At 68.5% G+C, this 12700-nt stretch carries 14 protein-coding genes; 9 read left to right on the top strand and 5 right to left on the bottom strand.

Features of this window, described 5'->3' with window-relative positions; genetic code table 11:
• Positions 1-15 precede the first annotated feature (15 nt).
• Positions 16-345, bottom strand: coding sequence for an L-rhamnose mutarotase (locus tag ACWEOO_RS23950; protein WP_355694057.1), 330 nt, complete (start codon positions 343-345; stop codon positions 16-18).
• Between the two features lie 229 nt (positions 346-574).
• Between ACWEOO_RS23950 and ACWEOO_RS23945 the strand changes: the two genes are divergently transcribed.
• Together ACWEOO_RS23945 and ACWEOO_RS23940 are read left to right on the top strand one after the other, a co-directional pair.
• Positions 575-2476: a penicillin-binding transpeptidase domain-containing protein gene (locus tag ACWEOO_RS23945; RefSeq protein WP_452144889.1), complete on the top strand. Its 1902-nt coding sequence runs from the start codon at positions 575-577 to the stop codon at positions 2474-2476.
• Between the two features lie 84 nt (positions 2477-2560).
• On the top strand, positions 2561-2917 hold the full coding sequence (locus ACWEOO_RS23940) for a TFIIB-type zinc ribbon-containing protein (RefSeq protein ID WP_452144888.1): 357 nt from the start codon (positions 2561-2563) through the stop codon (positions 2915-2917).
• Between the two features lie 8 nt (positions 2918-2925).
• Here the strand turns inward: ACWEOO_RS23940 and ACWEOO_RS23935 are convergent, their stop codons facing one another.
• Positions 2926-3336, bottom strand: coding sequence for a PaaI family thioesterase (locus ACWEOO_RS23935; protein WP_452144887.1), 411 nt, complete (start codon positions 3334-3336; stop codon positions 2926-2928).
• A 30-nt stretch (positions 3337-3366) separates the two neighbouring features.
• Between ACWEOO_RS23935 and ACWEOO_RS23930 the strand changes: the two genes are divergently transcribed.
• From ACWEOO_RS23930 to ACWEOO_RS23910, 5 genes are all read left to right on the top strand, one after another.
• Positions 3367-3831 (top strand): GNAT family N-acetyltransferase, encoded by a 465-nt coding sequence (locus tag ACWEOO_RS23930; protein WP_452144886.1) that lies wholly within the window; start codon positions 3367-3369, stop codon positions 3829-3831.
• Between the two features lie 277 nt (positions 3832-4108).
• The gene (locus ACWEOO_RS23925; protein ID WP_452144885.1) at positions 4109-5113 is read left to right on the top strand and encodes an ABC transporter ATP-binding protein; all 1005 of its coding nucleotides are present in this window, start codon (positions 4109-4111) and stop codon (positions 5111-5113) included.
• Positions 5110-5922, top strand: a complete 813-nt coding sequence (locus ACWEOO_RS23920; RefSeq protein ID WP_452144884.1) for an ABC transporter permease — start codon at positions 5110-5112, stop codon at positions 5920-5922. Before ACWEOO_RS23925 ends, ACWEOO_RS23920 begins: the two co-directional genes overlap by 4 nt.
• Entirely contained in the window at positions 5919-6740 is an 822-nt protein-coding gene (locus ACWEOO_RS23915; RefSeq protein WP_452144883.1) for an ABC transporter permease, read from the top strand. Before ACWEOO_RS23920 ends, ACWEOO_RS23915 begins: the two co-directional genes overlap by 4 nt.
• Before the next feature lie 18 nt (positions 6741-6758).
• A complete protein-coding gene (locus ACWEOO_RS23910; RefSeq protein WP_452144882.1) occupies positions 6759-7835 on the top strand; it encodes a DNA polymerase IV in 1077 nt (358 codons plus the stop codon).
• Here the strand turns inward: ACWEOO_RS23910 and ACWEOO_RS23905 are convergent.
• The 3 genes from ACWEOO_RS23905 to ACWEOO_RS23895 all read right to left on the bottom strand — a co-directional run bounded on the left by ACWEOO_RS23905 (position 7832) and on the right by ACWEOO_RS23895 (position 10844).
• Positions 7832-8815 (bottom strand): phosphotransferase family protein, encoded by a 984-nt coding sequence (locus tag ACWEOO_RS23905; protein WP_452144881.1) that lies wholly within the window; start codon positions 8813-8815, stop codon positions 7832-7834. The two genes, ACWEOO_RS23910 and ACWEOO_RS23905, sit on opposite strands and share 4 nt — an antisense overlap.
• Before the next feature lie 84 nt (positions 8816-8899).
• A complete protein-coding gene (locus tag ACWEOO_RS23900; protein ID WP_452144880.1) occupies positions 8900-9739 on the bottom strand; it encodes an amidohydrolase family protein in 840 nt (279 codons plus the stop codon).
• A 13-nt stretch (positions 9740-9752) separates the two neighbouring features.
• Entirely contained in the window at positions 9753-10844 is a 1092-nt protein-coding gene (locus ACWEOO_RS23895; protein WP_452144879.1) for a mandelate racemase/muconate lactonizing enzyme family protein, read from the bottom strand.
• A gap of 271 nt (positions 10845-11115) precedes the next feature.
• On the opposite strand from ACWEOO_RS23895, the gene ACWEOO_RS23890 reads away from it, so the two are divergent.
• Together ACWEOO_RS23890 and ACWEOO_RS23885 are read left to right on the top strand one after the other, a co-directional pair.
• The gene (locus tag ACWEOO_RS23890) at positions 11116-11823 is read left to right on the top strand and encodes a GntR family transcriptional regulator (protein WP_355694036.1); all 708 of its coding nucleotides are present in this window, start codon (positions 11116-11118) and stop codon (positions 11821-11823) included.
• Between the two features lie 15 nt (positions 11824-11838).
• On the top strand, positions 11839-12687 hold the full coding sequence (locus ACWEOO_RS23885) for a fumarylacetoacetate hydrolase family protein (RefSeq protein ID WP_452144878.1): 849 nt from the start codon (positions 11839-11841) through the stop codon (positions 12685-12687).
• The last annotated feature ends 13 nt before the right edge of the window (positions 12688-12700 follow it).

Raw genomic sequence — 12700 nt, 5'->3', positions numbered from 1 at the left:
CCCGGGACCTTGGTACTAGTCGGTTTGTTCGCTCATGGTCCAGACATGGCGCAGGGACTGGCCGGCGACGCCTTCGGGGTTCTGGGCGAAGCCTTCGACGAACTGGCTCATGTGCTGCTGCCAGCGCTGGTCGACCGGGTCGTCCTTGAGCTGCGCGACGGCGGCCTCGAAGTCGTCGGAGACGACCAGGTGGAACAGGTCGCGGCCACTGCGCCAGATCGACCAGTCGCTGATCCCGGCGGCGCGCATCACCGTGATCAGTTCCGGCCAGACGCGGGCGTGCTCGATCTCGTAGGCCTCTTCGGTACCGGGAAGCAGGCGGCTGTGCAGAGCAAGGCGGGTCACAAAGGAGCAGAATACGCTCGGTACGGCGACCGTGGAACGCGGTTCCAGAATCCGGCCGGGCCGATACGCACAGCGTCTTGGTCGCGATTCGCCCGCCGTCTGGCGCCAACTCCCGAGCGGGTGCGCGCGTCGTAGTTGGGTGAGTTGAGTAGTTTCGCCCTCGTGGCCAGGAGCCACACGCCGAAGACTGTGCCCGGTGTCCATCCGTCGTCGTGCGAGAGTTGGGAACGTGAAGCGAACCACTGCCATCGTCTGCCTGAGTAGTCTGCTGATCACCGCTGGTTGTTCGGACAGCAAGTCCGGCGGCGGGAAGTCCGGGAGCGACGAGCAGCAGGCATCCGGCGCGGTCATCAAGCAGTTCGCCGACGCCTGGGTGAAGGCCTGGGCCCCGGACGGCAAGCCGGACGCGGCCGGTGCGCTCACCGACAACCCGACGGTGTTCGGCAAGCGGCTCGACGACGTCGACACCGCGCTGGTCGCGAGCACCGTCACGGTGACCCCGCAGGGCGACCCGAAGTGCACCGACGGCACGAGCTGCACCCAGGAGCTCGCCGTCGAGGCGCAGCTACGCGGGATCGGCGCGATGAAGTGGACCAGCACGGCGACCGCGGTGAAGACCGGCGACGCGTGGAAGATCAAGGCGTCGGGCGACACGATCTACCCCGGGCTGGGCGACAGCAACTACCTGAAGCGGGTCCGCGCGCTGCCGGCCCGGGCCTCGATCCAGGACCGCAACGGCGTCGCCCTGACCGCGAACCGGCCGGTCGTGACCGTCGGTGTCGCGTCGGGCACCAAGGCGACGGCAGCGACGTACGCCGCGTTCACGAAGTACCTGGACGTGGACGGCGCGAAGCTCGCCGCGCGGGCGAAGGCGGCGCCGGCCGGGCAGTTCGTCGACGCGATCACGATCCGCGCCGAGGAGTGGGAGGCGCTGCGGCCGACGATGAGCAAGCTGCCCGGCGTGCTCACCATGGGCGGTACGCAGTCGCTGCCGCCGACCGCGACGTTCGCCCGCTCGATCATCGGCACCATGAAGACGGCGAACGAGGACACGCTGAAGAACGCCGGGCCGACCGCGTCGGCGCAGGACCAGGTCGGCACCACCGGCCTGCAGTACGCGTTCCAGCAGCAGCTCGCCGGGACGCCGGGCGGCACGGTCGCGCTGCGGGACGGCAAGACCAAGCTGACGATCAAGACCGTCTTCACCCAGAAGGGCACCGCCGGCAAACCGGTCAAGACCACGCTGGACACGAACATGCAGAAGGCCGCCGAGGCCGCGCTGGCGACCAGCAAGCTGCCCGCGTCGCTGGTCGCGGTCCAGGCCTCGACCGGCCAGATCCTGGCCGCGGCGAACGGCCCGCAGGTGGCGAGCTACAACCGCGCCTTCCAGGGCCGGTACGCGCCGGGCTCGACGTTCAAGATCGTCACCTCGGCGGCCTTGCTCGGCAGCGGTGAGACCGCGGCGACGCCGTTGCCGTGCACGGACACGATCAACGTGTTCGGCAAGACGTTCAAGAACTACGACGCGCTCGCGGCGTACGGCAACGGCACGATGCAGACGGCGTTCAACAAGTCCTGCAACACCGCGTTCATCTCGCAGCACGCCCGGCTGCCGAAGGACGGGATGACGAAGGCCGCGGCGATGTTCGGTATCGGGCGGGACCTGAACCTGTCGCTCTCGGCGTACGGCGGCCAGGTCCCGGCGCCGAAGGACGACGTCGAGGAGGCCGCGTCGATGATCGGCCAGGGCACGGTCACCGCCAGCCCGCTGGCGATCGCGCTGGTCGCCGCAACGGTCGATCACGGTACGGCGATGAAGCCGGTGCTCGTGCCGGGCAAGGACGCCGCCGGCGCGGCCGCCTCTCCGTTGCCAGCAGCAACTGTTGCGGCGCTGCGGACGTTCATGCGGACCACGGTCACCGGCGGTACCGCCAGCGTGCTCGCGGGGAACGGGGCGGTCGCCGCCAAGACCGGTACGGCCGAGGTCGTGGTGAAGGGCAAGGTCACCACCAACGCCTGGATGGCGGGCTACCGCGGCGACGTCGCGTTCGCGGTGATCGTCGAGGGCGGCGAGTCCGGCTCACACACCGCCGGGCCGATCCTGAAGACGTTCCTGTCGAGCTTCAAGTAGGGCCTGGCCGGTGCTGGGTAGGAAGTTGCTGAGAGTTGGCTGAGAGGGCGGCCTGACGGGGATTTCGTCACTTACCGTTGCCGGATGGAAAGCCTGATCTGTCCCAAGTGCCGGGGCGCGATGCGGACGTACGAGCGCAGCGGCATCACCGTCGACCAGTGCGGTGAGTGCCGCGGCATCTTCCTCGACCGGGGTGAGCTCGAGCACCTGGTGGACGCCGAGCTCCGGTTCAACGCACCGCAGGAGCCGCGGCGCGAGGAGAAGCGCCACGAGGAGCAGCGGTACGACGACAAGCGCCGGTACGACGACCGCCGCCCGGACGAGCGGCGGTACGACGAGCGGCGCTACGACAACGACGACCGGCGCTACGACCCGCGGTACGGGAACCAGCACCAGCACAAGAAAAAGAAGAAGTCGTTCCTCGAAGAGCTCTTCGACTGAGAGGGCGTTTACCGACGGCCGACGACGGTGCCCTGGGCGATCGCGCACAGGGTGCCGTCGCCGTTCTCGTCGAGGGTGACGAGCTCGCAGGTACACGCGGCTTGCCGGCCGCCCGCGTGCACGACCCGGGCCTCGGCCCGCAGTACGACGCCCTGCGCCGGGCGGACGTAGCTGATCGTGAAGCCACCGGTCAGCACGTCCGGGCCGAGCGCGGATCCGCCGGCGAAGGTGATCGCGTTGTCGGCCGCATAGCTGAGCACACCTCCGTGCAGGAACCCGTTCTGCTGGCGGAGATCGTCACGGATCGTGAGCTCGAGGGTCGCCGCACTGCCGCCGAACGCGGTGAGCCGCGTCCCCAGCAGCACGCTGAACGGCTGCGCGGCAAGCACCTTCTCGGCCAGCTCGAAAGTCAGCTCCATGATTCACGCTAACCCGGCTAAGGTCAGCACGTGACGACACCGCCGGTGCACCTGCGTCCGATCGCCGACAGCGAGTACCCGACCTGGATGGAGCGCGCCGCGGCGTCGTTCGCGGCCGGCGTCGGACCGGCCCGCGGGCTGACGCCGGACGAGGCGCTCGCGGTCGCGTACGAAGAGACCGAACAACTCCTGCCCGAGGGACCGGCAACCGATCAGCAACTGATCTGGATCGCGGTCGCGGACGGCGCGCCGGTCGGCAGCCTGTGGATCAGCACCAAGCCGAAGGTCCCGTTCATCTTCGGCATCGAGGTGGACCGCGCCCATCGAGGCAAAGGCTATGGCCGGGCGATCATGCTGGCCGCAGAGGACGAGTGCCGCCGCCTCGGCTACGACCAGCTGGACCTGAACGTCTTCGGCAATAACGCCACCGCGATCGCGCTGTACGACTCGCTCGGCTACTCGGTCATCTCGCAGCGGATGCGCAAGGACCTCTGAAAAAGCCGCTGGACGGCGCTTTCCGGGACGGCTTACCGTGGTCGGTGGCAGCCGCACGTCGGAAGGACCCACAGGGAGCGATGTCGACACCTCGTCGAGATAACGGTTGATTTGACGTCAGCCCGCGCGATCGCACCGGATCGCGGAGCCGGGACGGACCACGGAGTCCACCTGGCCGATCTCACCTGGCGAAGTGATCGTCCTGCGCTCTGCGCGTTTGCGCGTTGACGCTGCCCGGTCCGTCATCAACCGACTCCTGTGGAAAGCGGTGCACTCCGTGACGCCTGTTATTGCGGCACACGATCTGACCAAGACCTACACCTTTCATCAGCAGCGTGCCGGGCTCGGCGGTGCGCTGAAGAGCCTGGTGAAACGCAAGTACGAGACCCGGCTCGCCGTCGACCGGGTGACCTTCTCCATCGGACAGGGCGAGGTCGTCGGCCTGCTCGGCCCGAACGGCGCCGGCAAGACGACCACGCTGAAGATGCTGTCCGGCCTGCTGTACACGACCTCCGGCGACCTGCAGGTGCTCGGCCACACGCCGTCGGACCGCAAGCACGACTACCTGCGCCGGATCGCGCTCGTCATGGGCCAGAAGACCATGCTGTGGTGGGACGTCCCGGCGATGGAGAGCTTGCTGCTGCACAAGGACATGTACGGCCTGTCCACCGCCGAGTTCGACCGCAACGTCGCGGAGCTCGCCGAGTTGCTCGAGGTCGAGCACCTGCTGAACGTGCAGGTCCGCAAGACCTCGCTGGGCGAACGCATGAAGCTCGAGCTGATGGCCGCGCTCGTCCACGGGCCGGAGATCCTGTTCCTGGACGAGCCGACGATCGGCCTGGACGTGGTCGCGAAGGCCCGGGTCCGCTCGTTCCTCGCCGACGTGAACCGCGTCCGCGGTACGACGATCCTGATCACCAGCCACGACATGGACGACATCGAGGCGCTCTGTTCGCGGGTGATGATCATCGACCACGGCCGGCTGCAGTTCGACGGCGGCCTCGACGAGCTGGTTCGTACGGCGCGTCCGCGCAAGCTTGTCCGGGCGACGTACGCGACGACCGTCGACGCCGTGCGGCTGAGCGGGCTGGACGGCGTGACCGCGGTCGAGGTGTCCGGGCAGCAGGTCGCGCTCGAGGCGGATCGTGAGCAGGCCGGTGCGGTGATGGAGCACCTGACCCGGCTCGGCCCGCTGGTCGACCTCGACGTGTCCGACGCGGACATCGAGGACCTCATGCGCGACCTCTTCCTGCGCCGCAGCACGCTGGGAGACCTGTCATGAGCACGCTGGCGCGCAACCTCCGGGTCGTACGCCGGATGACCGCCGCGGACATCGCGCAGCAGTCCGTGTACCGCGGCGCGTGGATCATCTTCATGCTGGCGAACATCACGATGCCGATCATCTCGCTGCTGATCTGGCGGACGGCGCTCGCGAGCGGAGCCCAACTGCCGGTCGACGAGCGCTACATCACGACGTACTTCGTGCTGCTCGGCTTCGTCACGATGGCGACGTCGTCGTGGATGGCGGGGTTCCTCGCCCAGGACATCCGGCTCGGGAAGCTGTCCAGCTGGATGGTCCGGCCGGCGTCGTTGCTGACCGGGTTCGTCGCGAACAACCTGTCCGAGAAGTTCCTGAAGCTGTTCGCGCTGGTGCCGATGATCGGCATCGTGTGGTGGATCTTCCGCGACTCGATGAACATCCCGGCCGGCCCGGGACGCTGGGCGCTGTTCGCGATCAGCCTCCTGCTCGGGGCGATGCTGGTGTTCACGATCGACATCCTGATCGCGTCGCTGGCGTTCTGGATGGACGACGTGAGCGCACTCGTGCAGGCCCGGGTGATCGTCGCGAGCGTGCTGTCCGGGGCCGTCGTCCCGCTGGCGCTGATGCCGTCGTGGTCGAAGGGCTTCGTCGACCACCAGCCGTTCCGGTACACGGTGTCGTTCCCGGTCGAGATCGTCGCGGGCCAGCTGACCAGGCACGAACTGCTGGTGGGGCTGGGGATCCAGCTCGGGTACGTCGTGGTGTTCGCGGCGATCGCCCGGCTGGTGTGGTCAGCGGGCATCCGCGCGTACTCGGCGGTGGGCGCATGAGCACGCTGGACCGGACCTGGTGGCACAAGCAGTGGCGGCATCTGCGGCTGTGGCGGCGGTTCTTCGCGCAGGCGGTGGTGCGGGAAACACATTTCCGTGCGCATTTCCTGACCACGCTGCTCGTCGGCCTCGTGCAGCTCGGGCTCGGCATCGTGCCGACGTTGCTGCTGTTCGGGTTCACGAGCGAGGTGCACGGCTGGTCGCGGGCCGAGGTGATCGCGCTGGTCGGGGTGTTCCAGATCGTCACCGGGCTGCTGGCGACCTTCGTCGCGCCGAACCTGAACCGGATGACGACGTACCTGACCGAGGGCGAGCTGGATGGCGTACTGCTCCGGCCGGTGTCGAGCCAGTTCTACCTGACCTTGCGGTGGATCAACGTCGCGGAGCTGACGAACGTTGCCAGCGGCATCGTTGTGCTGGTGATCGGGCTGGTGCAGGCGGACATCGCGTTCGGCGCCGGTCAGGTCGTGCAGGCCGTCGTGCTGGTCGCCTGCGGTCTGGTGCTGCTGACCGCGGTCTGGTCGGCGATGTCGTTCCTGGCGTTCTGGCTGCAGTCGGTCAACCCCATCGGGTTCGTGTTCCTGAACCTGGTGGAGGCCGGGCGGTATCCGCTGGTCTTCTTCCCGGTCGCGGTCCGGACGTTCCTCACGTTCGCCTTCCCGGTGGCCTTCGCGACGACGTTCCCGGTACGGGCCCTGTCGGGCGATCTGGGGTGGGGGCCGGTTGCTATGGGTGTTGCGCTGGCGGTCGTGGCCCAGGGACTGGTACGGCTGGTGTGGCGGCGCGGGCTGCTGACGTACTCCAGCGCGTCGAGCTGATGTGGTTACCTGTCAGCTATGAGCTGGTGGCTCCTGCACGTGGACATGGATCAGTTCATCGCTGCTGTCGAGATCCGGCGGCGACCTGAGCTCCGTGGGCTGCCGGTCGTGGTGGGCGGGTCCGGCGATCCGACCCAGCCACGGCAGGTGGTCGCCACCGCGTCGTACGAGGCGCGGGCCTTCGGCGTACATTCCGGGATGCCGGTGCGGGCGGCGTACAAGAAGTGCCCCGAGGCGGTGTTCCTCCCGTCGGACCCGGCCGCGTACGAGGCCGCGTCGACCGAGGTGATGGACACGCTGCGGTCCTTCCCGGTCGTCGTCGAGGTCTGGGGCTGGGACGAGTGCTTCGTCGGCGCCGAGACCGACGATCCGGAAGCGCTGGCGCTCGAACTGCGCACCGCCGTCGCCGCACGGACAGGGCTGACGTGCTCGGTCGGTATCGGCGACAACAAGACCCGCGCCAAACTCGCCACCGGCTTCGCCAAGCACGAACGCTCCCACGCCGAACCCTTCGAAGGCGCCGCGGGCGGTGCCGGCGTCTACCGACTCACCGCGGACAACTGGCGGTCGGTGATGGACCACCGCCCGGTCCGGGACCTGTGGGGCATCGGCCCGCGGATGGAACGCAACCTCGCCGAACTCGCCATCACCACCGTCGCCGAACTCGCCGCCGCCGACCTCGACGTCCTGAAGAAACGCTTCGGCCCCAAGATGGGCACTTGGTACGCCGCCCTGGGCCGCGGCCTCGGCGACACCCAGGTCACCGACGTACCCCGCGAGCCCGTCTCCCGCAGCCACGAGGAAACCTTCACGACCGACCTCGTCGAACGCGCCGACGTGGAACGCGAACTCCGCCGCATCGCCACCGAAGTCACCCAGGAAGTCGTCGCCGAAGGCCGCACCATCCAACGCGTGTCGGTCAAGGTCCGCTTCATCACCTTCTACACCCCCATCAAGAGCCGCAAACTCCCCGAACCCACCCAGGACCCCGAGGTCATCGCCACCACATCCCTTCTCCTCCTGGAAAAGTTCGAACTCCGCCGCCCGATCCGCCTCCTGGGCGTCCGCGTCGAGTTCGTCCCGCCCGAGAGCTAGACCTCCGCGAGCGTGGTAGCCATCGCGCCGTAGCTCTCGCGGACCGCGTCGTGTTTCCCGAGCCGATAACGCTCGAGCCGGATCGCTGCGAGGTGGCGCGCCTCGTAGATCGCCGCTCGCCAGGTGGCGGCGGGTGACCGGTCCAGCTCGCCGTACGACTCCCAGAACGCCACCCGCTCGTCGTCCTTCGCCTGCGCCATCCGGATCGTCCAGTCCGCCGCCGGATCGCCGAACTCGGTCCGGTCGAAGTCGAGCACGCCTGAGATCAGCGGCTCGGGTGCGTCGGCGTCCAGGAGACAGTTCACCGTCCACAGATCACCCGTCAAGAGCCGCGGTTCCTGCACCTCGTCCAGCGTCGCCCGCCCCCGCTCCGCGATCGCGGCAGCCTGCCGCACGTCGGCCGCGTCCAGTCCTGCTCGTTGTAGGTCGTCCACTATCCGCGTGAACGACTCGATGACGACTTCACTCCAGGATGCGTGCGCCGGCCCGTCCACACGACCGAAGTACGGCCCACGGACGTCGTGCACGGTCCGGGCGATCGCCCCGAGCTGCCGGAAGAACGTCGTCCGCCCGGCCCGCGGATACCGCCCGAGATGCTCCGGCGCCGGAACACCCGGCAAACAGCTCTGGATCATCCAGTCCCGATCGACCACGTCATGCGACCAGTCCACAGCCAGCACCCTCGGCATGAGGCCCGCAATCCCCGCCAGCCAGGGCACACTCGCGTACTCGTTCCGCATCAACCACCGCTCAGACCCGAACTGCGCCCCATCGGCCGGCGCTACGCGCAACACCACCGCCTCGTCCCACCCAGCGAACTCGATCCGGTAGACGCTGTTGTACCCACCCAACCCCAGCTCAACGGCCCGCACCGGCACGCTGCCCTTCCCGAACGCCCGCCGACAAACAGCCTCGATCTCCCCGACATCGAGAGACCGCTGAAACGCCCCCGCCCCCCGCCCAACATCCCGAAGCTCCATGCCCGCATTCTGCCGGGGCGGCGGAGCAGAGGGTTGGGGAGGATTTGGTACCCGATTCGGTAAGGGATCCTCCCCAGCTGGGGCCTACAAGCTGTAGGTGCGAGTGGCTGTACCCGCGAAGACGGCTTCTTGTTCGGTGGGAGTCAGGGCGGCGGTCAGGGTTTCGGCGGTTTGTAGGACCTCGGCGTACGTCGCGGCCAGGAGGCAGACCGGCCAGTCGGAGCCGAACATGACGCGGTCAGGGCCGAAGGAGTCCAGGACGACGTCGGCGTACGGCTGGAGGTCTGACGGTTTCCAGGCGGTCCACGGGGCCTCGGTGACCATGCCTGAGAGTTTGCAGGTGACGTTGGGGAGGGACGCCAGCTCGCGAAGGTGCGACGCCCAGGGCGACAGCGGCTCGCCGATGACGGGCTTGGAGATGTGGTCGACGACGAAGGTCAGCTCCGGCAGACTGCGCGCGGTTTGGATCGCGGCGGGAAGGTGCGGCGTCTTGGTGAGCAAGTCATACGCAAGACCAGCCGAAGCAACAGCCGCCAGACCCCGCTGTACGTCGGGACGCAGCAACCAGTCGACGTCCGGCTCGTCATGAACCTGGTGGCGGATCGCCTTCAAATACGAGCCGTCCGGCCGCGCCAGCAGACCGTCCAGCACGTCCCGGATGTCGTCCGCGGTGAGGTCGACCCACCCCACTACGCCTGCCACCAGATCGTTGCCAGCGGCAAGCTCCAGGAACTCGACGGTCTCCTCGACCAGGCCGACGGTCTGCACGAGCACCGTCGCCGAAACATCCGCCGCCACGGCCAACGGCGCCAGGTCTTCCAGGGAGAAGTTCCGCCGGATCGGGTCCAGCTCCGGCCCGACCATCCACGACTGTTCACGGACAGTCAGGTCCCAGACGTGGTGATGTGCGTCCACCTTGCTCATCGGCGGCCTCTCCTCATCCGACCCGGCGGTCGTCGATGGCGTCCTGGTTCCAGTCGATTCCGAGACCGGGGGTGTCCGGAGCGACCGCGTGCCCGTCGACGATATCCATCTCGGTCGACGTGATCGCCCGCAGTTGCGGGATGTGTTCGACATACCGGCCGTTGGGTACGGCGGCCGTCAGGCTGACATGCAGCTCCATCAGGAAGTGCGGGCACACCGACAGGTTGAACGTCTCCGCCAGATGCGCGACCTTCAGCCACGGCGTGATGCCGCCGATCCGCGCCACGTCCACCTGGACGATCCCCGCGCCACCGGCGGCGACGTACTCCCGGAACTGCGACACGGAGTACAGCGACTCACCGACCGCGATCGGGATCGAGGTCCCCGAGGAGAGCCGCACATGCCCGGTCACGTCGTCGGCCGGCAGCGGCTCCTCGAACCAGGTCAGGTCCACGGACTCGAAGGCGGCGGCCCGGCGACGCGCCTCGGGGTACGTCATGGACTGGTTCGCGTCGACCATGATGTCGATCGCGGGTCCGACGGCGTCCCGGACGGCCCGCAGCCGCTCCAGGTCCTCGTGGACCTGCGGTCTCCCGACCTTGAGCTTCACGCCGGGCCAGCCGGCCTTCTGCGAGGCCAGCGCGCCGGCGACCAGTTCATCGGTTGTCAGGTGCAACCAACCGCCTTCGGTGTCGTACAGCGGCACGCGCTGCCGGTATCCGCCCGCCAGCCGCCACAGCGGCTCTCCGGCCCGCAGGCACCGCAGGTCCCAGAGTGCTGTGTCGACGGCGGCCAGTGCCAAGGAGGTGATCGCGCCGACGGTCGTCGCGTGGGTGGACCAGAACAGGTCCGACCAGAGCGCCTCGACGTTGCGCGCGTCCGCGCCGGCCAGGCGCGGCAGCAGGTGGTCCCGGAGCAGCGCGAGTACGGCGGTGCCGCCGGTGCCGATCGTGTACGAGTAGCCGAGCCCGGTCAGGCCGTCCGCCGTGGTCAGCGAGACGAAGATCGTCTCCTGTTTGAGGAACGACTGAACGGCGTCGGTCCGGACGGTCTCGACCTCGAGGTCGACGAGATAGGCCTCGGCCCGGACGATCGCCGTACTCACATTGCCTCCAAGATCCTATAGGATATTGCGCATCCTGATGCTGCCGCTTCACACTGGACGCGTCAAGACGGACTGCAGAGGTCGCGCAAAGAGATGGGGCCGTCGCGAGCGTCGTCCCGTGGAGTGCTGGGCAAGGCGGAGGAGGGAGGCAGGACGGAGTCCTTCCGACCGACGACAACGCCGCCCAGTGCCCGCGGGGCGGCGCGCAGCAGGCGCCATCTCTTTGCGGGGCCTCTAGGTCGGGCAGAATGCATTTCAGGGAGGAGCGAAGGTGACGGATGCGCATGTAGGTCTGGCCGGGCAGCTCACCCGCCTGCCCCAGCGTCAGGTGCTCAGCGACGACGTCTACGAGACGGTCAAGGGCCTGATCATGGACAGCGTGGTCGAGCCCGGGACCCGGTTGAACATCGATGCACTGACCCGTGAGCTGGGCATTTCGCAGACCCCGATCCGGGAGTCGCTGGCCCGGCTGGAGTCCGACGGCCTGGTGATCAAGGAGCCGCTGCGCGGGTACCGGGTGTCGTCCCGGCTGACCCGCGCGGAGTTCGAGGACCTCTTCGAGTACCGGTTGCACATCGAGCCGTGGGCGGCCGGGCGCGCCGCCGAGCGGTCCGGCACCGACGACCTGGCCCGACTCAAGGCGGAGATGCTCAGCTACACCGACGTCCCGGACCGTCCGTCGTACGAGAGCTACCGGGCGATGGCCGCGCACGACCAGCGGTTCCACGACCTGGTGCTGGAGCTGTCCGGGAACGAGACGGCCCGGCTGTCCTTCCAGCGGACACACTGCCACCTGCACTTGTTCCGGCTGTACTACGGTGGCGGCATCGCGACGAAGGCGTTGCGAGAGCACAAGGCAGTGGTGACCGCCGTCCGCAAGGGCGATCCGGAGGAGGCGTCCGCGGCGATGCGGTCGCACATCGAGGCCTCCCGCGCCCGTCTGCGGCCCATGTTCGACGCCTCGACCAAGACTGACTGATCCAGGGAGACACCTGTGGAACTGCTCCGCCTCGGCGCGGTCGGCGAGGAGCGCCCGTACGTGCGCGCCGCCGACGGCACCGTTCACGACCTCACCCCCCTGACCGCTGACATCGACGGCGCGTTCCTGGCCGCCGACGGCGTCGCCCGGACCCGCGCCGCGCTCGAGGCCGGCGAGCTGCCGGTCGCCGCGACGGAGGGTCTGCGGGTCGGCGCCCCGGTCGCGCGGCCGGGCGCCGTGGTCTGCATCGGCCAGAACTACGCGGCGCACGCCGCCGAGTCCGGCGCCGAGCCGCCGAAGCAGCCGATCGTCTTCTTCAAGCACCCGAACACGGTCGTCGGTCCGTACGACGAGGTGCTGGTGCCGCGCGGCTCCGCGAAGACCGACTGGGAGGTCGAGCTCGCGGTGGTGATCGGCAAACAGGCGCGCTACGTCGAGACCGACGAGGACGCGCTCGCCTGCATCGCCGGCTACACGGTGTCGAACGACGTGTCCGAGCGCGCGTTCCAGATCGAGGTCTCCGGCGGCCAGTGGTCGAAGGGCAAGTGCTGCGAGACGTTCAACCCGCTCGGCCCGGCGCTGGTTCCGGCCGACGAGGTCGACCCGACCAACCTGAGCCTGCGCTCCTGGGTGAACGGCGAGCCGCGCCAGGACTCGAACACCTCGGACATGATCTTCTCGGTGGCCGCGCTGATCCGCGACCTCTCGCAGTACATGGTGCTCAGCCCCGGCGACGTCGTGAACACCGGTACGCCGGAGGGCGTGGCGCTGTCCGGCCGGTTCCCGTACCTGTCGCCGGGTGACGAGATGGAGATGGAGATCGAGGGTCTCGGCCGGCAGAAACAGTCCCTCGGCAAGGCCTGACGAAAAACTGTCC

The organism is Kribbella sp. NPDC004138, from assembly GCF_053603655.1.
Note: the sequence above shows the minus strand (reverse complement) of the source record. Positions and strands in the feature narration are given on the sequence as shown.